Here is a 20,878-nt window from a genome sequence, read left to right on the forward strand (position 1 = left end):
CCGGGCGATCTATCCATGGGCAGGTTGAAGGTTGGGTAACACTAACTGGAGGACCGAACCGACTACCGTTGAAAAGTTAGCGGATGACCTGTGGATCGGAGTGAAAGGCTAATCAAGCTCGGAGATAGCTGGTTCTCCTCGAAAGCTATTTAGGTAGCGCCTCATGTATCACTGTAGGGGGTAGAGCACTGTTTCGGCTAGGGGGTCATCCCGACTTACCAAACCGATGCAAACTCCGAATACCTACAAGTGCCGAGCATGGGAGACACACGGCGGGTGCTAACGTCCGTCGTGAAAAGGGAAACAACCCAGACCGTCAGCTAAGGTCCCAAAGTTATGGTTAAGTGGGAAACGATGTGGGAAGGCTTAGACAGCTAGGAGGTTGGCTTAGAAGCAGCCACCCTTTAAAGAAAGCGTAATAGCTCACTAGTCGAGTCGGCCTGCGCGGAAGATGTAACGGGGCTCAAACCATACACCGAAGCTACGGGTATCACTTAGGTGATGCGGTAGAGGAGCGTTCTGTAAGCCTGTGAAGGTGAGTTGAGAAGCTTGCTGGAGGTATCAGAAGTGCGAATGCTGACATGAGTAACGACAATGGGTGTGAAAAACACCCACGCCGAAAGACCAAGGTTTCCTGCGCAACGTTAATCGACGCAGGGTTAGTCGGTCCCTAAGGCGAGGCTGAAAAGCGTAGTCGATGGAAAACAGGTTAATATTCCTGTACTTCTGGTTATTGCGATGGAGGGACGGAGAAGGCTAGGCCAGCTTGGCGTTGGTTGTCCAAGTTTAAGGTGGTAGGCTGGAATCTTAGGTAAATCCGGGATTCTAAGGCCGAGAGCTGATGACGAGTTACCCTTTGGGTGACGAAGTGGTTGATGCCATGCTTCCAAGAAAAGCTTCTAAGCTTCAGGTAACCAGGAACCGTACCCCAAACCGACACAGGTGGTTGGGTAGAGAATACCAAGGCGCTTGAGAGAACTCGGGTGAAGGAACTAGGCAAAATGGCACCGTAACTTCGGGAGAAGGTGCGCCGGTGAGGGTGAAGCATTTACTGCGTAAGCCCATGCCGGTCGAAGATACCAGGCCGCTGCGACTGTTTATTAAAAACACAGCACTCTGCAAACACGAAAGTGGACGTATAGGGTGTGACGCCTGCCCGGTGCCGGAAGGTTAATTGATGGGGTTAGCTAACGCGAAGCTCTTGATCGAAGCCCCGGTAAACGGCGGCCGTAACTATAACGGTCCTAAGGTAGCGAAATTCCTTGTCGGGTAAGTTCCGACCTGCACGAATGGCGTAACGATGGCGGCGCTGTCTCCACCCGAGACTCAGTGAAATTGAAATCGCTGTGAAGATGCAGTGTATCCGCGGCTAGACGGAAAGACCCCGTGAACCTTTACTATAGCTTTGCACTGGACTTTGAATTTGCTTGTGTAGGATAGGTGGGAGGCTTTGAAGCGTGGACGCCAGTTCGCGTGGAGCCAACCTTGAAATACCACCCTGGCAACTTTGAGGTTCTAACTCAGGTCCGTTATCCGGATCGAGGACAGTGTATGGTGGGTAGTTTGACTGGGGCGGTCTCCTCCTAAAGAGTAACGGAGGAGTACGAAGGTGCGCTCAGACCGGTCGGAAATCGGTCGTAGAGTATAAAGGCAAAAGCGCGCTTGACTGCGAGACAGACACGTCGAGCAGGTACGAAAGTAGGTCTTAGTGATCCGGTGGTTCTGTATGGAAGGGCCATCGCTCAACGGATAAAAGGTACTCCGGGGATAACAGGCTGATACCGCCCAAGAGTTCATATCGACGGCGGTGTTTGGCACCTCGATGTCGGCTCATCACATCCTGGGGCTGAAGCCGGTCCCAAGGGTATGGCTGTTCGCCATTTAAAGTGGTACGCGAGCTGGGTTTAGAACGTCGTGAGACAGTTCGGTCCCTATCTGCCGTGGACGTTTGAGATTTGAGAGGGGCTGCTCCTAGTACGAGAGGACCGGAGTGGACGAACCTCTGGTGTTCCGGTTGTCACGCCAGTGGCATTGCCGGGTAGCTATGTTCGGAATAGATAACCGCTGAAAGCATCTAAGCGGGAAACTAGCCTCAAGATGAGATCTCACTGGGACCTTGAGTCCCCTGAAGGGCCGTCGAAGACTACGACGTTGATAGGTTGGGTGTGTAAGCGCTGTGAGGCGTTGAGCTAACCAATACTAATTGCCCGTGAGGCTTGACCATATAACACCCAAGCAATTTGCTGACCTGAAGAGGCACCAGATTGCGGTGTGTGAAGACGACACAAGTCGAAAATTCGCAACGCAACACACAAATCTATCACCTGCCCATTCGCTGGAGCGTGATCCGCAAGGAGAACGACCTGGCTACCGAATTTCTTGACGACCATAGAGCATTGGAACCACCTGATCCCATCCCGAACTCAGCAGTGAAACGATGCATCGCCGATGGTAGTGTGGGGTTTCCCCATGTGAGAGTAGGTCATCGTCAAGATTAAATTCCGAAACCCCTATCTGCGTATGCAGGTAGGGGTTTTGTTTTGTCTGCAGGAAAGTGCGAACGGACATTACCGGTACTTGATCACAATCCCTTTGAGTTTCCGACCTTCGATGGTTTTTACGTCGCGAGCCAACAGTGGACCGTTGACATAGGCGCCCACCGGTTGGATATGGTCGTAGACCACCACCACGGCATCGCCGCCGAGCTTGGCGGACTCTTCGCGTAGTTTTTCTTCTACCTGAGTGATGGGAGGAGCAGGCTCGACGCTCGCGTCGATGACAACCTCACCCAATCGGACGTGAGGGCGAAGAGGCTCGGTGCGGGATGCTCCACGCCCACATAGGCGGTTGTCTGGGCGTCGACGGTGCGCACCCACTCAGCGCGAGCAGAGTGGCAGTGAGCCCTCCAGCCAGCAGTGACAGTTTGAAACGAGTGGACCAAGGCACGTCATGGGCAGGCATAGTGGGGTTCCTCCGAACAATCTGCTGCTGTACGAGGTAGTGTGTTGACGGTCAGACCGTTCGGCAGTTGCCAGAAGCCCAACCTTTTCATGGTGCGCCAGGCATGGCGCGTTGCGCGCAAGCGCAACCAGCTTGGCTGGGTGGCCACGCTGGTGACTTGGAGGTGCAAGTCCTCTACACACCCGGCAAGGGGAAGTGTTAGCCAAAGGCAAGGGTGTCGCGGGTGACTGCGAATCTGAAGGAAGCCCGAGGCAAAATGCTGGCCTGACGAACAGGAAGCGGATGAGGCGGCGTAGCGGGGGTAAGACGGCCATAATCGTCAAAGCCCAATACTTGCACGGAACGCTACGACGTATATCCGACAGGCATAAGCAGGAAGGTCGCGCGAATTACCCTGGGAGATCTGCACGTTTGCCACTGTGCTACCGAGCGTCGAGAGGCGACGGGATGAGCGTGCAGAAGTCAGCCGAGGCCGTAGTAAGTGGCAAATAACCCTGCCACCAAGGGCCGAACAGGTTATGCCGCCAGTAGGCGTCAGAGTCTCGTCGAATGTCGAAAAGCAGAAATTTCTCCGAGGGAGAACTGTGACCCCTAGTTCCGGACAGAATCCGCGGGCCACGGCTGGCAGTGCGCAGGCATCGGCGACGTCTGTGGCGTGGACGAACGCGGAGCCGGGCACGCTGATGGCGCGGGTGCTTGCACCGGCCAACCTCAAGCGTGCGTATCAGCGCGTGGTCAGCAACAAGGGTGCGCCGGGGGCCGATGGCATGACGGTCGACGAGTTGGCGGGCTACGTGGAACAGTATTGGCCAACCCTCAAGGCCAGGTTGCTGGCCGGCGAGTATCACCCGCAAGGTGTACGCGCCGTCGAAATCCCCAAACCCAAAGGCGGCACAAGACAGCTGGGTATCCCCAGCGTCGTGGATCGCCTGATCCAACAGGCACTGCTGCAACAGCTCACGCCGATCTTCGATCCGCTGTTCTCGGACTACAGCTACGGCTTCCGTCCGGGCAGAAGCGCCCACCAAGCCATCGAAACAGCCCGCGCCCATGTGGTGGCGGGTCACTGCTGGTGCGTGGAACTCGATCTGGAGAAGTTCTTCGATCGGGTCAACCACGATGTATTGATGGCCCATGTGGCACGGCCTTGGGTCTGCGACTATCTGGGTTATGGGATGAGCTGGCATCAACAGCCAAGGCTGAGAGTAGCGACAATGAGTCTGGGTCGCTTACGCGACCGACTCAGAGACCTGCTGCACGGAGCAGGGGGCCACAAGATGGCGAACGTCATCGAGCGGATTAGCCCTGTACTGCGCGGCTGGGCTGGCTACTTCAAACTCAGTCAGAGCAAGCGACCGATTGAGGAACTGGACGGGTGGGTGCGGCATAAACTTCGCTGCGTCATCTGGCGCCAATGGAAGCAGCCCTCGACGAGGGCACGCAACCTGATGCCTTGAGAAAGTTGAGTTTCATTGATCCTTTTCGCAATTCACCATCCACGAAACACCAAACCGATCAACCAACATGCCGAAGCGAGCCGCCCAGAACGTGGTTTCCAGTGGCATTTCAACCTTGCCGCCGTCCGACAACGCAGAAAACACCCGTTCAGCCTCCGCAATGCTGTCGACATTCAGTGAAACCGAACAGCCGCTCATTTCGTCAGTAGGGCGATCAGGTGTTGTGTCCGAGCCCATGATCGCCTGATCGCCCACCAGCAGGCGGGTGTGGATGATCAGGTTGTGGTAGTCCGCCGGAAAGTGCTCGCGCGCGGGGCTTTCGCCGAAGGTCATCATGACTTCGATCTGGCCTGGCAGGCTTTGGGCATAGAAGGTGAAGGCGGCTTTGCAATCGCCGTTGAAGATCAGGTAGGGATTGATTTTCATGCTTTGCTCCCGGTTACGAAGAGGCGAAGAGAGGCCGAATTCACCTCAGGCTCCGCAGTGATTGGGCTCCCTTTAGCAAAGCGTTAGATGTCGTGATTGGCGGGAATTGTTTAGATGTTTTTTCTATTGAAGCGGCGCGGCTTATGGCTTCCGGCGCCTAGGTGTCGATCCACGGTCGCGGGGATATCGTCCTGGGTCCTCAAGCTGCTGCGCGTGGAACCGAGGGGCGCAGCAAACGTTCGATGGCTCCACTCACCAGACTCTCCAACAGCTCAACGCGCTCCCGCTCATCCAGCGAATGTTGCACCAACCAGCCGGGTGCGCTGTTGAGTAAGTTTGCGATTGCATGTCCGGCGGCCAGCAAACCCTGTTCACTGAAGCGGGATCGAGCCCCGAGCATCAGCAGCAATTTGCGCTCGTATTGCTCGCGCAGCTGCCTAACCCGTTCCTGTTGCTCTTCATTCAGGCAGCCGCTGTCACGCTCTGCCAGACGGAAATGCCAAGGCATTTCCTGATGCAGGTTCAAATGCGCTCGGATAAGGGCATGGAGTTTGTCACGTTTTGCCGACGCCTTTTGCTCGATCCGCCCCAAGGTTGCCAACAGCTCTTCGTAGAACTCTTCGATCAGGTCGAGCAGCAAGTGCTGTTTGCTGGGGTAATGGTGATACAACGAGCCGGGGGCGAGCCCCAGACAGGTCGCGAGCTCACGCATGCCGACCTGTCCGAAACCTTTGCAGGCGAACAGCTCCAGCACCTTGTCCCGGTACTCGGCAAAGCGCGAGCAGCGCTCAGGCATAGGCATGGAAGCCACGCCCCGTTTTGCGCCCCAGGTAACCGGCGGCGACCATTTCCTTGAGCAGTGGAGCAGGGCGGTATTTGCTGTCGTTGAAGCCGTCGTAGAAGGCTTCGAGAATGGCCAGCACGGTGTCCAAACCGATCAGGTCCGCCAACGCCAGCGGCCCGATCGGCTGATTGCAGCCCAGGCGCATGCCGGCGTCGATGTCTTCGGCGCTGGCCAGGCCTTCCTGAAACACCAGGATCGCTTCGTTGATCATCGGCACTAGAATCCGGTTGACCACGAAGCCCGGACGGTTGCCGGCGGTGATCGCGGTTTTGCCGAGAGTGGTCGCCATGTCCAGCGCCAGGGCGTGGGTGGCGTCGCTGGTTTGCAAACCGCGAATCACCTCGATCAGGCCCATCACCGGCACCGGGTTGAAGAAGTGCAGGCCGATGAAGCGCTCAGGCTGGCTCACGCTGGCAGCGAGTTGGGTGATGGACAGCGAAGACGTGTTGGAGGCAATCACGCAATCGTCGCTGACCTGCGCGGCGATCTGTTGCAGCACGCGCAGTTTCAGCTCGAGGTTTTCGGTCGCGGCTTCGATCACCAGTTGCACGTTCTGCAGGTTGCTGTAGTCGGTGCTGGTGCGGATCTTGTCGAGGGCGGCGAGCTTTTGCTCTTGCGTCAGCGTTTCCTTGGCAACCTGTCGATCGAGGTTTTTACTGACGGTTGCGAGGGCCTTTTGCAGAGCGCTCTCGGAGATGTCGAGCAAGGTCACGTTAAAACCGGCCAAGGCGCAGACTTGCGCAATGCCATTGCCCATGGTGCCTGCGCCGATCACGCCAATGTTTTGCAGATTCATGTTCTGTCCTTCCGATCAAATCCCGCGATACCTTGGCCGCCGTAGTGGCCGAAGGCGTACTATTGGCCGCGAGTCTAGAGCCGGCAGGGCGGTTGTCCTATGCCGAAACTGTTCAACGGCACTGGTGTTTTTTGCCATTCGGGTGATGGGGAGAGAAGCGTTCACATGCGGGAAAAGGACTCGGTTTCTGCCTACTTCGTGCAGGCAATGATCCATGGGCTGGGAAACAATCCGCAACGTCAGAGGGCTGCGCTTGAACAGGCCGGCATCGATCCGGCGTTGATGGAGCAGCCCACCGCACGTGTACCGGCGAGTGCGTTTGCCGCGTTGTGGTTGATTCAGATCCGCGAGCTCAACGATGAGTTCTTCGGGCTCGACTCCCATGGCATGCCGCCGGGGGGGTTCGCCCTGATCTGCCGGGCATTGATTCAGGAACCTGACCTGCACAAAGCCATGCGCCAGTGCCTGGCCAATTTCGCGCTATTCCTCCACGACTTTCGCGGCACGCTGACGGTGCGCGGAAAACGTGCGGTGATCAGCCTGCAGAACCACTCGCCAAACAGCGACGTCAGTCGTTTGGGCGAGGAGACGTTTCTGGTGTTGATGATCAGCCTGCTCTGCTGGCTGGGTGGGCGGCGCATCCCTATCGACCGCGCAGATTTTCGCCACGAACGTGTGTCGCTCAGCGATGACCGTTTGCTCTGGGGACCGAACCTGACCTTTGGCGCGGAGCGCACCGAAATCGAATTCGCCAGCCACTATCTGCGTCTGCCGGTGGTTCAGGATCTGGCATCACTGAAAGTGTTTTTGCGCACCGCTCCGCAATGGCTGGTGATCCGTTTTCGCAATCAACACGGCCTGGCGTCGCAGGTCCACCAGCGCCTGCGTAACAGCCATTACAGCCAATGGCCCACCTTGCAGGCCTTCGCCCTGGAACAGCACCTGAGCCCCAGCACTTTCCGCCGAAAGCTGGAGCGTGAAGGGTGTTCGTATCAGGAGATCAAGGACGAGGTGCGGCGTGGTGTTGCCTTCGAACAGCTGCGCCAGAGCCGAGCGAGCATCAGTGACATTGCCGAGCAGCTTGGCTTTCAGGAGCCGAGTGCGTTCCATCGGGCTTTCAAAAAGTGGACGGGAGAAAGTCCGGGGCGATATCGGGCGAGGTATCAGGGGGAGCTCACGGAGTGAACCCTGTTCTTGATCGTTTCACCTCGTTACTCGACCAGGCGAGACGCGCCTTGCTGCTGGTCTGGGCAACGTCTCGCGGACTGTTTCTGGGATTGGTGCTGGCTACCCTGATCGCCGGCGTACTTCCAGCACTGGCGGCGTGGTTAGGCCAACGCATCGTCGATGCGGTCGTCACCGCCATGCAGTTGCACGCGCAACAGGGCAGTGCGCCGTTGTGGCCGGTCGTGCGTTATGTGCTGTTTGAAGCGGGCGTGCTCGCATTGCTGTCCGGAGCTCAGCGGGCGCTGTCGGTCCAGCAATCGCTGCTGCGGGTGCAGTTGGGGCAGAAGGTCAATACGATGATTCTGGAGAAGGCCCAGACGTTATCGCTGGTGCAGTTCGAGAATTCGGAGTTCTACGACAAACTGGTTCGGGTGCGCCGCGAGGCTTCGACCCGGCCGTTGGCGCTGGTGATGAAGTCGTTGGGGTTGATCCAGAACCTGATCGTGTTGATCAGCTTCGGTGTGTTGCTGGTGCATTTTTCGCCTTGGGCGCTGGTGCTGCTGGTGGTCGGTGCACTACCGGTATTCTTCGCCGAAGCGCATTTTTCCGGTGATGCTTTCAGACTGTTCACTCGCCGCGCGCCGGAGAGTCGGCAACAGAGTTACATCGAAACGCTCCTCTCTCACGAGGGCTACATCAAAGAGGTCAAACTGTTCGGTTTCGCGCCGCTGCTGTTGAAGCGTTATCGCGAGACGTTCGCGCGGCTCTATGCCGAAGACCGGCGCCTGACGCTACGTCGAGATGGCTGGGGATTTGTCCTCGGTCTACTGGGCACCGGCGCGTTTTATCTGGCCTATGCCTGGGTGGTGGTCGATACCGTCCACGGCAACATCAGCCTCGGTCAGATGACCATGTACCTGGTGTTGTTCAAGCAAGGGCAGACGGCGGTGAGCAGCAGCCTGAGTGCCATCAGCGGTCTCTACGAAGATGGCCTGTACCTCTCCAGCCTTTATGAATACCTGGCCGAGCCTGTTGTCGCCGATACCGGCAGCCTTACCGTGGGTGCGGTCCCCGGCGATGGCCTGCGTTTCGAGAACGTCGGTTTCCGCTATCCGGGCGCCAGTCGCGCCGCGCTGGAAGGCATCGATCTTCACCTTGTGCCCGGCCACAGTGTGGCGCTGGTGGGGGAGAACGGTTCGGGCAAGACCACGCTGATCAAATTACTGACGCGGCTGTACCGTCCTGATCAGGGCCGTATCCTGCTGGACGGCAGTGATCTGCACGCGTGGGAAGAAGACGCGCTGCGGCGGCGCATCGGGGTGATTTTTCAGGATTACATCCGCTACCAATTCTCCGTCGGCGAGAACATCGGCGTCGGTGACACGCTGGCGTTCAACGATGAACAGCGCTGGCAGGAGGCTGCCGCCGAGGGGATGGCCGCCCCCTTTATCGAGGGGCTGGATCGAGGGTATGCCACGCAATTGGGACGGTGGTTCGCCGGGGGGCAGGAGCTGTCCGGCGGGCAATGGCAGAAGATCGCGTTGTCGCGCGCCTACATGCGGCGCAACGCCGATATTCTGATTCTGGATGAGCCGACCTCTGCACTTGACCCGGCGGCGGAAGCAGCGGTGTTCGAGCATTTCAGTGAGCACACCGAAGGCCGGATGACGTTGCTGATCTCTCACCGGTTTTCCAGTGTGCGCAATGCGGACCACATCATCGTGCTGGACCAGGGAGCGATCCTTGAGCGGGGTGATCACGATAGTCTGGTGGCCGCGGGCGGGCGCTATGCGCAGTTGTTTGATTTGCAGGCCCGCGGTTACCGATAGCGCTCAAGACTCCTGAGAAGCGCGCGTCACTTTCGTTTAGCAGCGATGTGTCGCGGCTCCACAACTTTAGGCGCTTCATAGGTTCAAGATCACACCCGACCCACCAGAAACCGACGACATTCCCTCGACTCCAAAAAACTCCACGAAGCCGCCGACCGCGCCCTCGATCATTACCTGTAACTCCCTACCATTCGTCCGTTATAGCCGTTGACCTGTTATTTCTGACAGTAGCGCATGTTGCGAATCCGGAGTGTGATGAGCCTGCGTCCCAAGGGGGCAAGTTCAATCACGCTCAAGGAAAGAATGATGAACATCCCGTCTGCCGTAGAAAGTGTCATCGACCTGCCGCCACCGTCGATCAAGGAAAATCCCGACAACACCAACCTGAACCCGGTTGCGGTCAAAGACACCCTTACAGTCATCGTGGATTACGTCATGGAACCCGATGACAGAATCAGCGTGACCTGGACAGGCGCGGCGGGCACCCCGGCCGAGGGTTCCTACACCATGGGTTTCGTCGAGGCTGCCAGTACCGGTCCCAGAGAAATACCGCTGCCCATTTCACTGGTGCGTTTCAATCTGAGCAAACCGGTGACGGTGACTTTCACCTACACCCGTGGGGCATCGACTCCGCAGACCTCACTACCGCGTCTCCTGAATGTGCTGACAATCCCGGCAGATGAGTTAATTGCGTCGGTGATTACCCAGGCGACCGGTACGTCGGTGCTGGACCTCAAAGACGTGTTGAATGGTGGGACCCTTCGATTTGGCAGCTGGCCGCATATTGCCGTCGCCCAGCGGATATGGCTGAACCTGGAAGGCCATAATGCAGAGGGTAACGCTCATAATCTTACGATCTGGACGGGGGGGCGCAACGCGGTCACTCGAGGATGGGGCTCGACTGGCAGCTTCGACGCCCATGTTCTTTACGATTACCTGAAGGAACTCGGGGATGGCAGTAAATTGTCCATTCTCTTTCGGGTGAATATGGATGGGGTGGCGAATCTGGCGACGGCTGTAAGTTTTCCGGCGCGTATCTATACCGTCGTGGGAAAGAAGAGCGGTCTCTTATGAAGCCGTTTTTTTTTGCCTGGAAGAAAGCGGATGGTCAGGGGAAGCTGCTTAACGTCAGCGTGGCCGAAGGGCTGTTCGGCTCGCTGCTGTGGATTCTGTTCAGCAGCCTCTTCATCGCCGGTCCGAAACGGCCGGCGCTTAATGTCCGTTTCACCGGAGCCTTGCGTGATGCCTGATCGTTTCGAGGAAGTCGTGACCCTGATCGTCAAACACCGGGTCAAGGCCGGCTTTGAAGTGCCTTACGAAGCCTGGCTTCGACACATCGTGGGTGTGGCGGGGCAGAGCGAAGGGCATCTGGGCGTGGACGTGATTCACGGCAAGAGCAGCGGCCTGGATATGTTCACCTGCGTGCTGCGTTTTTGCTCCACCGAGGCGATGCAGCGCTGGCTCGATTCGCCGCAACGGCAAGCACTGGTCGACGAAGCCACGCCGATGCTGGCGGACGGTGATCAGACTGAGGTCAACCCGGTAAATGAATTCTGGTTCGCCCCGCAGACCGAAGCGGGATCGCCACCGCCGCGCTGGAAGCAGGCCGTGGTGACGTTGTTGGTGATTCCGCCGCACACTTTGCTGGTGCCGCTGATCTGGGGACCGTTGTTGCAGCTCAACACTCTCCTCTCCAATTACATCATTGCCACCTTCCTGATCACCCTGACCATCGTGCTGTCGGTGGTGTACCTGTTCATGCCGATGGCGACGCGATTGTTCGCGCCTTGGCTGTCCCATTCCGGCCCGAGCCGCTGACGTTATCGGCGGTTAACACGATCCACTGTGGGAGCCGAGCTTGCTCCGGGCGGCTCCTACAGGGAATTGTGTTGTTGGGGCATCAGCGGTTGTCAGGACCTTTTGTCATCACCTGGCTCACCGCCGACATGCACGCCGTGGTCATCGCCGACTTCGCTCGCACGATGCACGCCGTGGTCGTCGCCGACTTCACCCGAGCGATGCACCCCATGATCGTCGCCCACTTCACCGGAGCGATGAACGCCGTGATCATCCCCAGGTTCGGCGTGAGTGCCGCTACGCCCGGAAGAGGATGAGGCCGAGTTGCCGGAATGGCCCGAGCCATGGTCGCTGCCACTGTGACCGCTGCCGCTATTGCCGCTATTGCCGCTATTGCCGCTATTGCCGCCACTACCGCTTCCCCCGTGACCGCCGCTGTTGCCTCCACTGCCGCTTCCACCGTGACCACCGCCACCGCCACCGCCACCGCCACCGCCACTGCCGCCGCCACCGCTTCCACCACCGCCGCCAGAGCCCCCGCCACCCCCGGAGCCGCCACCCCCACCGCCACCAGAGCCGCCACCACCTCCACCACTCCCGCCATCCTTGGCCTGTGCGCTCGATACACCGGACAGGCTGTCCGGAATCAATACGGTAGACGCCGACAGAACTGCGCCAATCGCTACTGCCAGTAAAAGCTTGTTGATGTGCATGTCGTTCTCCGTCTTCTAATTCGGGTTGGAACGTTGATGAACAATGCAACGTGCTGCTTGATTCAGTTGATAAACACTTCAACGCACTGATTTATTCATTTGTAAGTGGAAGAACAATGCAACGTACCGCTCGATCCCGTTCCAGGGGTCAGTGAATACTCGAGGCCAGCTCGAAAATCGGGATGTACATCAGGATCACGATCACCCCGATCAGCAGGCCGATGAAGGTCATGAGCAAGGGTTCGAACAGCCGCACGAACCATTCGATCCAGCGGCTGATTTCTTCGTCGTAGAAGTCGGCGCTGCGCTCCATCATTTGCCCGAGGTTGCCGGACTGCTCGCCGGCGCGCAGCAAGCGCAGGGACACTGGAGTCACGAGGTGATTGAGTTCCAGGGCGGTCGACAGCGACTGGCCCTCGCGCACCCGTTCGCAGGCCTGGTCCAGGCGCGCGCGGGAGGCGACGGTGAGCAGGCCGCGAACCATGCCCATGGCGGTGACGAGGGGAATGCCGCCTTGCAGCAGAATCCCCAGCGAGCGGTAGAAGCGCGCCAGTTCGTACATGAAAATGCGTTGATGGACCGCCGGGAGTTTTTCAACCACGCGGTCCAGGCCCCGACGAAAGGCCGGTTGGCGCTGGAGGAAGGTGAGGGCGACGATGATCGCCAGCAATGCGCCGAAGAATTCGCCCTGATGGGCGTGCAGGAACATCCCGCTGCTCATCAGGATCTGCGACAGCCACGGCAGGTTCGAGCCCAGCCCTTCGAACACCAGGCTGAAGCGCGGCACCACGTAGCCCATCAGAAACAACACCACGCCACCGCCCACCACCAGCAACAGCAGGGGGTAGATCGAAGCGCTGACGATTTTTTGCCGAACCTCGTCCATGCGCTGGCGATAGCTGACATAGCGGCCCAGGGCATCGCCCACGGCGCCGGTCTTCTCGCTGGACTGTACTAGCGCAACATAGAGAGGGGGAAAAACCGCTGACAACTGGCCAAGTGCCTGGGAGAACGATTTGCCTTCATAAAGCAGGCGCACCAGTTCGCTCAAGGTCTTGCGGGCCTGGGGCGCGTTCTCTTTTTCCGCGAGGCTTTCCAGCGCATCGATCAGCGGCAGGCCCGCATTGAGCAACGTGGTTAGTTCCTGGCTGAACAGCACCAGGTTGAAGGTCTCTCGCTGTCGTAAGCGCAGCGCACGCCAGTGACGCTCGGCGTACAGGCTGATCACCCGGTAGCCCTGGTCTTCAACGATACGCCGGGCTTCGCTGTGGCCGAGCGCCTCGACGGTCATCGAGACGACGCCGGCCTTGCCAACGGCTTTGAGATGAAATCGCATAGTCGCCACTCCCGTTATTGCCAGCTGGTGACTTCGGCGTTTTCGCCTTCGCCGCCGGGTTGTCCGTCCTTGCCCATGGACAACAAGTCGTATTCGCCGTTTTCGCCGGGGTGGCGATAGGTGTAGTTACGGCCCCACGGATCCTGCGGGAGTTTTTTCTGCAAGTAAGGGCCGGTCCAGCGGGTTTCATCGCTGGGCGCGGTGACCAGCGCCTGCAAACCCTGTTCGGTCGACGGGTAATGACCGACCTCCAGACGGTACAGGTCCAGTGCTTTGCCCAGGCCTTCTATTTGCGCCTTAGCCACCTTCACTTCGGAGCGGCCCAGTTGGGCGAAATACTTCGGCGCGACGATGCCAGCCAGCAGCCCCAGCACCACCAACACCACCAACAGTTCGAGCAGGGTGAACCCGCTTTGAGCACGCGGGGTGGAACGCAAACGCTGATTCATGATGACCTCACACAGTTGGCAGAAGGGTCGCCATGAAGGCTTATGCAATTGCCATGCACATGCTGGCCATTCTTCTGCAGCCCCTGAATTACGGGCCTGCGCGCATCCGGCACAGTGCTTGCGTATGAACGGTTTACTACCGGCCATTGGGGCATTAGCCCCATTTTTCGGGGCCGGGCAGGGGAGGCAAAAAAATGAAAACACTCACCACAGGATTGCTCGGTCTGCTCGTGTTGACCGGCGTCGTACAGGCCGATGTGTTCGTTTCCGTGGACGCCAAGGGCAGCTACGTTTTGTCCAATGTCCACCGTCCCGGCCGCACCTATGAACGGGTGATTCACGAGCCAGAATCCGCCCGGGTCAGCATGGATCAGCAACCCCAGATGATTGCCCGGCAGCCCTATGCCGATCTGGTTTCGGCGGCGGCCACGGCCAATGAATTACCGGCAGCGCTGTTGCATGCGGTGATCCAGGCCGAGTCCGCGTATGACTCCCGTGCGCGGTCACCCAAGGGCGCGGGCGGGTTGATGCAATTGATGCCTGACACCGCCCGGGAGTTGGGGGTGAAGAATGTCTACGACCCGAAAGCCAACATTCAGGGTGGCGCCAAGTACCTGAAGCACCTGATGACCCTGTTCGATAACGACATCAGCCTCGCCGTGGCGGCCTACAACGCCGGGCCGCAAGCGGTGCTCAGCCGTGGCGGGGTGATCCCGCCGTTCGCCGAAACCCAGCGTTACGTGCCCAGTGTCTTGCGCCAATACCGACGCTTGCAGGGCCTGGCCGTGGATGCGCCGTTGTGATTGGGGGTTTCCCCCCATTTGTGGGGCACCCGATCCGTACCGCCGACCGAAGACCGCAATCGTCCTGTAGCAGCTGTCGAGCTTGCGAGGCTGCGTTCGGCGGCGCAGCCGTCGTAAAACCTGATCGTGAGGTTTTCCTGAAACACCGCGTTGCCGGATCTCACGACGGCTGCGCCGCCGAACGCAGCCTCGCAAGCTCGACAGCTGCTACAGAGCCGAACGCCGACTTCGACGGTTGTTACGAAATTTGCGTTTTGGGGGAAGTTATCTTCAGCCCGAATAGTGGGGGAATAAGTGGGGAATATCCCCCGAGTTGTTAAGTCGTTTATCTAACCGATTGAAAAATAACTAAATTATTTATGGCATGCGGATTGCTCAAGGGGATTTGTCGAGAATTGTTCCCTGTGAGCATCCACAGCGAGGCCCGTGATCATGACCGGCAAACCCTACGCCCCGTCCCTGTTCAAATTGCTGCTGTTGGTGACGTCGATGCTGGGCATCGAGCTGGCCGAAGCGGCCGTGCGCTGCGAGCGCAATCTGGTGGCCAACGTCGTGGCCTTGGATCAGCCGCTGATGTTCAACCGACTCGGTGCACAGAACGTCAACGGCATGATGTTCGCCCTGCGCCGCGATGTGGTCGATGATCACGAGATGTCCCTGGCCCAGGGCGGAGCGGCGGTGCCGGGAAAAGTGTCGCTGCGGCCCGACAAGCGTCCGCGTCCACTGGTATTGCGCGTCGCTGCCGGTGACTGCCTGACCATCAACTTGCAGAACCTGCTCGCCTACCAGGCCAACCCCGGCAGCCACGAAGACGGGGAGGAGGAAGAGGGTGAGATTGAGGGCGAAGCCGCCATCGGCAACGAAGACGAATTCAAGGTCGATGAACAGGTCGCCGACCGCCACGTCGGCTTCCAGGTCAATGGCATGCAAGCGGTCAACAGCATCGACGACATTGCGTCCTATACCGGGCGCAACGCCAATACCTTGATTGCCCCCGGCGCCACCCGTTCCTACACCTTGTACGCCGAGCGCGAAGGAGCGTTTGCCGCCAGCAGCCGCGGCGCGACCTTCGGGGGGGAAGGGGATGCAGGCAACGTGGCCAACGGACTGTTCGGCCAAGTGGTCGTGGTGCCCAAGGGCGGCCGCACCTATCGCAACACCGTGACCGAAGAAGAAATGCGCCTGGCCAGCGTCGACCGCACCCCGGCCGGTCAACCGATTGTCGATTACCAGGCGCGCTATCCGCAGCGTGAACCGTGGATACGTGAAGGCAAGGCCGGCACGCCGATCATCAACATGGTCGACGGCAATGAAATCATTTCCAGCGAGGCCGACGCGATCGTGATGGGCAGCAACGCCGACGGCAGCTTCCCGCCGTCGACCTATCCGCTGGAAGCCATCGGCAAACGCAACCCGGCGATCCCGAATCGTCTGGAGCCGTTCCGCGATTTCGCCTCGCAGTTCCAGGATGAAACCGCCGCGACTCAGGCGTTCCCCGCTTACTGGGCAGACCCGGTGATGGCTCACGTGCTGGAGCCGACGCGCGACTCGTTCATGATCAACTATGGCTCCGGCGGCATGGGCGCCGAAGTGGTTGCCAACCGTTTGGGCGTCGGGCCGATGCACGATTGCCTGTCCTGCGCCTATGAAGAATTCTTCCTCAGCTCGCACACCGTCGGCGATGTGGCGATGCTGGTGGACGTGCCGGCCAACGCAGGCCTGGAAAATATTCGTCCCGGTGAAACGCCGAGCGCCGATCAGATCGGGGTCAAGGCGACCATGGCGCTGTATCCGTCCGAGCCGTCCAACGTCAACCACAGCTACATCGGTGACTTCATCAAATTTCGCAACACCCACAACGGCCACGAGCAGCACATTTTCCACCTGCACGGGCACCAGTGGTTGTTCAACCCCAACGACGACAACTCCGACTATGTGGACGCCCAAGGCATCGGTCCGGGCGCCGGTTACACCTACGAAATCGCCAACGGGGGTTCGGGCAACCGCAACCGGGTCGCGGGCGATGCGATCTATCACTGCCACTTCTATCCGCACTTTGCCCAAGGCATGTGGAGCATGTGGCGGGTGCATGACGTATTCGAAGAGGGCACCAAACTCGAGGTTTCCCAGCAGGGCACCGACGGTTATCACAGCGAACCTTATGCGCTGCGCAGCGGTAAACCGGCTGCTGGCGCCCGGGCCTTGCCCGATGGCGAGATCGTCGCCGGTACGCCGATTCCAGCCGTCGTGCCGCTGCCAGGCAAAGCCATGGCGCCGATGCCGGGCAAAGTCGCGGTCGTACCGAAAATCGGCGAAACCCTGGTGGCCGGTGGTGATGACGATGACGAAGAGGATGACGACGGCGAACGTGACGGCGGTAACGGCGGCGCTCAAGCCATCGGTTCGCTGGCCCTGGTGGATCGCAGTGAAGCCAACCGCAATGCCGACGGCAGCCTGAAAAACCCTGGCTATCCGTTCTGGATCGGCGGCATGGAAAGCTCGGTCGGTCAGCGCCCACCGACCCCACCGCTGGACATGCTCGACGCTGCCAAGGCGCAGTCCTTGAAAACCAGCGGCAACGCCTTGTGGGCCAACCTCGACCCGGCTCAGTCCGGTGGCTGGGACGGCGGTCTGGGGCGCCATACTCTGGACGGCTTCTCCTCCGGTGGCCAGGCGCAAACCATTACCACGTCCCTGGATTTCTCCAAGAAAGTGACCCGCGCCAAACCCATTTACATGCCGGAAGAGGGCACCGAAGTCGAACAGGCGGCCATGGCGTTCCACGCAAAAAAAGACCATCCGAGCTTCGCCGTGCTACCCGGCAATCAAGTCGTGGCGCGCAACTTTCGCACCAACGGTGCCTTGCCGATAGCGGGCGCACCGTATTACGAACCGTGCATGGATGATCGGCAAAAACGCCTGACCAGCAGCGCCGGCACCGGCGAGTTTGCCAGTGGCGAACGGATCGACGGCATGTCCTTCACCGGTACGTCGACGTTCACCGCTGACCGTCCACGCGTCTACAAAGCCGCAAACATCCAGTTCGATGCGGTCTACAACAAAGTTGGTTACCACTTCCCGCAAGCGCGCATTCTCGCGCTGTGGGAAGACGCCTGGCCGGTGATTACCAAGCAGCGTCCGCCAGAGCCTTTGGTGATGCGCATGAACACCTTCGACTGCGTGCAATACCAGCAAACCAACCTGGTGCCAGCCACCTATGAAATGGACGACTATCAGGTGCGCACGCCAACCGACGTGATCGGTCAGCACATTCACCTGCCGAAATGGGACCTGACGGCCGCCGATGGTTCGGCCAACGGCTGGAACTATGAAGACGGCGTCCTTTCCCCGGGGGCAGTGCAAGAACGCGTCCGCGCGATTCGCGAGTTCAACCAGTGCGAAGGCACCGACCCGCGTGACGGCACGCCGGCCTGTCCGAAAGCCAAAAATCACCCGTACTTCGGTCAATTTGGCCGTGCTGACTGGGTCGGCGCGCGCACGGCGATGCAGCGCTGGTTTGTCGATCCGGTGGTGAACGCCAAAGGTGTCGATCGTGGGCTGGGGACCATTTTTACCCACGACCACTTAGGCCCATCGACTCACCAACAGGTCGGTCTGTACGCCACTGTGCTGGCGGAACCGGCTGGTTCCACCTGGTTCCACGCCGAAACCGGCGAGCCGTTGTACAGCGGCGCGCGGCAGGATGGCGGGCCGACTTCATGGCAAGCGGTGATTTCCACCGGTGACATCGATGGTGATGGCAAGAACGACAGCTTCCGTGAGTTCTTCCTTGAGTACAGCGACTTCCAGCACGCCTATGAAGCGGGTGTGTATGTAGGCGCCGGCCCCAATGGCGTGCCCGATCCGCAAGCCTTCCCGGCCACCGCCGACAGCTTCCGCTACGCGATCAATCCACCGGTGCGCAATAACGCCAGCAACCTGCTGGAAGGGATCGTCGAAGTGCAAGGCGGGCAAGTGCCCGGTTGCCCAAGCCGGCCATGCCCACAAGCGATCTCGGTCGATGATCCAGGCATGTTCGTGGTCAATTACCGCAACGAACCGCTGGCCCTGCGGGTGTACGACCCGAACAAGGTCGGCCCGGACGGCAAGCGCGGCATGCAGGCCGACGGCCTCGGCGGCGACCTGGCGTACGCCATGCAAAGCCGCACCGACCGCGCCATCCCGGCGATGAACCTGGCGCCGAACCTGGTGACCGCGGCCACCGGTCCAACCGGCGGCACTACGCTGTTCCCGCCGCACATCAACCGTGGCGGCGCAGAACCGGGTGACCCGTTCACCCCGATGCTGCGTACCTATACCGGTGACAACGTGCGGCTGCGGGTGCATGCCGGCGGTCACGAAGAAGAGCACAACGTGACCCTGCATGGCGTGAAATGGCTGCAAAGCGGTTCCGGGTTCGGCAACAGCTCCAACTCGGGCTGGCGTTCGTCGCAGATGGTCGGGATCTCCGAGCAATTGGGCTTCAATGCACCGGTGTCGATGGTCTCCAGCTCGGCCGCGACCACGGGTGACTACCTGTACTCGATGGACGCCTCCCTGGAAGGATACTGGAGCGGGATCTGGGGCGTGATGCGCAACTACACGGCCCAACGCAGCGACCTGTTCGCGCTGCCGAACAACGCGAAACCGATGGGGATGCGCAACACTGTGGCGTTCGATGGCATCTGTCCACGGATCGGCGCCAACCCCAATGGCATCGGTACCCGACCGACCGTGCAACGCAACTATGAAGTGGTCGCGGCACTGGCCAACGACATCCTCGGCAACCCGTTGAACCTGTCCATCGGTGATCCGGCGGGGATGGGTCATCATGTCGGCGGGTCATTGAATCCGGCGGGCGGGACCCTGGTGTTCAACTCGCGCCCCGTGAGCATTGCGCAGGTCACCGTGACTGATCCCGAAGACGGTGAGACCTTCACCATCGGCGGGCAAAGCGGGCCGCTGCATGACCCGACGGCGATCCTTTATGTGCGCAAGGGCGATCTCGACCCGATCACCGGCAAGCTCAAACCCGGTGTGCCTGTCGAACCGCTGGTGCTGCGCGCGGCGGCCGGTGATTGCATCAAAATCACCCTGGAAAACCGTCTGCCCATGATCATGCCGGACCTGACCCAGACAGCGGTGATGCAGGGCATGGTCAAACGTGATCGCAACAGCGGCCTGGGGGCGACCACCTTCAGCAATAACCTGATGCGGCCGTCCAGCCATGTGGGCCTGCACGCGCAACTGCTGGCGTATGACATCACCAAATCCGATGGCACCAACGTCGGCGCCAACCCGATCCAGACCGTGCCGCCACGTGTTGGCACCGTCGGCGCGTACCCGACGCGTACCTATCAGTACTACGCCGGGCACCTGGAGCGTGAAGGCAAACCGGTCACGCAACTGGGCCGCAGTGTCGACAACATCAACGCCACGGCGGTGGAGTTCGGCGGGTTGAATTTCACCCCGGCGGACGTCATCAAACAGCCGCAGAAAGGCCTGGGCGGGGCGATGAGCATCCTGCCGATCGGGGCGACCTGGGTTGACGATGCGCGCAAAGTGACGGCGACTGTCACCGCTGCGGGGCAAACCACCTACCGCGACTTTGCGATGGTCTGGCAAAAAGCCCTGAACATCCGCTGGGCCAACGGCCGGCCGGTCGAAGGCATTGCCGCCGAAGGCCTGGGTGTGCCGACCGATCCGCAGGACAACTCGAGCATGGCCATCAACTACAGGGCCGAGCCGCTGTGGTTCCGCTTCGGGCTGGCACCGGATGCGCCGTTCGGCCGTGCCAACGGCCATGGTTATGGTGACGTGCCCAATGCGCACATGGCTTACAGCAACGCGCTGGTGGGAGGCGATCCGCAAACACCGGTGCTGTATGTGAAGCCGGGGCAACCGTTCCGCACCCACATCATGATGCCCACCGGTGGCAGCCGCGGTACGACCTTCCAGCTTGACGGTCACGTCTGGTCGGTCAACCCGTTCCAGTCGGAGAAGAGCGATACCCGCGGTTATCCGACGAATACACCAGGGGTGGGTTCGGTGCGGTTCGGCTACAACCCGATGTCGATGTACATCGGTGCCCGCGAAAGCATCCTGCCTGCGGCGCACTTCAGCTTCATGCACCCGAGCGCCGGGGGCAGCAACGCGATACCGGGCGACTACCTGTTCCGTGACTACGGCGCGTACGGCAACACCGCCGGGCTTTGGGGATTGTTGCGGGTGACCAACGAACCTGAACCGGCTCCGGCACCTTGAGCCATAGCAGACACAGATCTGAAGGGGAGAAGCATT

The 20,878-nt window shown here is 59.8% G+C and carries 13 protein-coding genes, 2 rRNA genes and 3 pseudogenes (1 of these 18 running past the window's edge); 11 read left to right on the plus strand and 7 right to left on the minus strand.

The window, feature by feature from the left end; genetic code table 11:
• Positions 1-2,224 (plus strand): 23S ribosomal RNA (locus QFX16_RS10855) (it extends 668 nt beyond the left edge of the window).
• Between the two features lie 154 nt (positions 2,225-2,378).
• Positions 2,379-2,494: ribosomal RNA gene (gene rrf / locus QFX16_RS10860) — 5S ribosomal RNA — on the plus strand.
• 73 nt (positions 2,495-2,567) lie between these two features.
• Here the strand turns inward: rrf and QFX16_RS10865 are convergent.
• Positions 2,568-2,961: pseudogene (locus tag QFX16_RS10865) on the minus strand (hypothetical protein).
• 518 nt (positions 2,962-3,479) lie between these two features.
• Between QFX16_RS10865 and QFX16_RS10870 the strand changes: the two are divergent.
• Positions 3,480-4,412 (plus strand): annotated as a pseudogene (locus QFX16_RS10870) (group II intron maturase-specific domain-containing protein); the annotation flags it as partial.
• A gap of 18 nt (positions 4,413-4,430) precedes the next feature.
• Here the strand turns inward: QFX16_RS10870 and QFX16_RS10875 are convergent.
• The 3 genes from QFX16_RS10875 to QFX16_RS10885 form a co-directional block, all read right to left on the minus strand.
• On the minus strand, positions 4,431-4,844 hold the full coding sequence (locus QFX16_RS10875) for a VOC family protein (RefSeq protein ID WP_123367371.1): 414 nt from the start codon (positions 4,842-4,844) through the stop codon (positions 4,431-4,433).
• A 199-nt stretch (positions 4,845-5,043) separates the two neighbouring features.
• A complete protein-coding gene (locus QFX16_RS10880; RefSeq protein WP_283183891.1) occupies positions 5,044-5,646 on the minus strand; it encodes a TetR/AcrR family transcriptional regulator in 603 nt (200 codons plus the stop codon).
• Entirely contained in the window at positions 5,633-6,484 is an 852-nt protein-coding gene (locus QFX16_RS10885) for a 3-hydroxybutyryl-CoA dehydrogenase (protein ID WP_283183892.1), read from the minus strand. The genes QFX16_RS10880 and QFX16_RS10885 overlap by 14 nt, the downstream gene beginning before the upstream one ends.
• A 165-nt stretch (positions 6,485-6,649) precedes the next feature.
• Here QFX16_RS10885 and QFX16_RS10890 point away from each other — a divergent pair, with 165 nt between their 5' ends.
• The 6 genes and pseudogenes from QFX16_RS10890 (at position 6,650) to QFX16_RS10910 (ending at position 11,298) form a co-directional block, all read left to right on the plus strand.
• Entirely contained in the window at positions 6,650-7,669 is a 1,020-nt protein-coding gene (locus tag QFX16_RS10890) for an AraC family transcriptional regulator (protein ID WP_046048348.1), read from the plus strand.
• Complete coding sequence (locus tag QFX16_RS10895; RefSeq protein WP_283183893.1) at positions 7,666-9,480, plus strand: ABC transporter ATP-binding protein; 1,815 nt, start codon at positions 7,666-7,668, stop codon at positions 9,478-9,480. The genes QFX16_RS10890 and QFX16_RS10895 overlap by 4 nt, the downstream gene beginning before the upstream one ends.
• 88 nt (positions 9,481-9,568) lie before the next feature.
• A pseudogene (locus tag QFX16_RS29690) lies at positions 9,569-9,657 on the plus strand (DUF6124 family protein); the annotation flags it as partial.
• 78 nt (positions 9,658-9,735) lie between these two features.
• Positions 9,736-10,554 (plus strand): hypothetical protein, encoded by an 819-nt coding sequence (locus QFX16_RS10900; protein WP_283183894.1) that lies wholly within the window; start codon positions 9,736-9,738, stop codon positions 10,552-10,554.
• The gene (locus QFX16_RS10905) at positions 10,551-10,730 is read left to right on the plus strand and encodes a hypothetical protein (RefSeq protein ID WP_439900114.1); all 180 of its coding nucleotides are present in this window, start codon (positions 10,551-10,553) and stop codon (positions 10,728-10,730) included. The genes QFX16_RS10900 and QFX16_RS10905 overlap by 4 nt, the downstream gene beginning before the upstream one ends.
• Positions 10,723-11,298 carry an antibiotic biosynthesis monooxygenase gene (locus QFX16_RS10910; RefSeq protein WP_283183895.1) on the plus strand — a complete coding sequence of 192 codons (576 nt, stop codon included), beginning with the start codon at positions 10,723-10,725 and terminating at the stop codon, positions 11,296-11,298. The genes QFX16_RS10905 and QFX16_RS10910 overlap by 8 nt, the downstream gene beginning before the upstream one ends.
• A 92-nt stretch (positions 11,299-11,390) precedes the next feature.
• On the opposite strand, the gene QFX16_RS10915 is transcribed toward QFX16_RS10910, so the two are convergent.
• The 3 genes from QFX16_RS10915 to gspG form a co-directional block, all read right to left on the minus strand.
• Complete coding sequence (locus QFX16_RS10915) at positions 11,391-11,990, minus strand: hypothetical protein (RefSeq protein ID WP_283183896.1); 600 nt, start codon at positions 11,988-11,990, stop codon at positions 11,391-11,393.
• A gap of 148 nt (positions 11,991-12,138) precedes the next feature.
• Positions 12,139-13,326, minus strand: a complete 1,188-nt coding sequence (locus tag QFX16_RS10920; protein WP_283183897.1) for a type II secretion system F family protein — start codon at positions 13,324-13,326, stop codon at positions 12,139-12,141.
• Between the two features lie 14 nt (positions 13,327-13,340).
• The gene (gspG, locus tag QFX16_RS10925; protein WP_283183898.1) at positions 13,341-13,775 is read right to left on the minus strand and encodes a type II secretion system major pseudopilin GspG; all 435 of its coding nucleotides are present in this window, start codon (positions 13,773-13,775) and stop codon (positions 13,341-13,343) included.
• A 194-nt stretch (positions 13,776-13,969) separates the two neighbouring features.
• Here gspG and QFX16_RS10930 point away from each other — a divergent pair, with 194 nt between their 5' ends.
• Together QFX16_RS10930 and mnxG are read left to right on the plus strand one after the other, a co-directional pair.
• Entirely contained in the window at positions 13,970-14,578 is a 609-nt protein-coding gene (locus tag QFX16_RS10930; RefSeq protein WP_283183899.1) for a lytic transglycosylase domain-containing protein, read from the plus strand.
• Positions 14,579-15,010: 432 nt separating this feature from the next.
• On the plus strand, positions 15,011-20,842 hold the full coding sequence (gene mnxG / locus QFX16_RS10935) for a manganese-oxidizing multicopper oxidase MnxG (protein WP_283183900.1): 5,832 nt from the start codon (positions 15,011-15,013) through the stop codon (positions 20,840-20,842).
• Positions 20,843-20,878 lie beyond the last annotated feature (36 nt).

Source organism: Pseudomonas svalbardensis (genome assembly GCF_030053115.1).
Lineage (GTDB): Bacteria > Pseudomonadota > Gammaproteobacteria > Pseudomonadales > Pseudomonadaceae > Aquipseudomonas > Aquipseudomonas svalbardensis.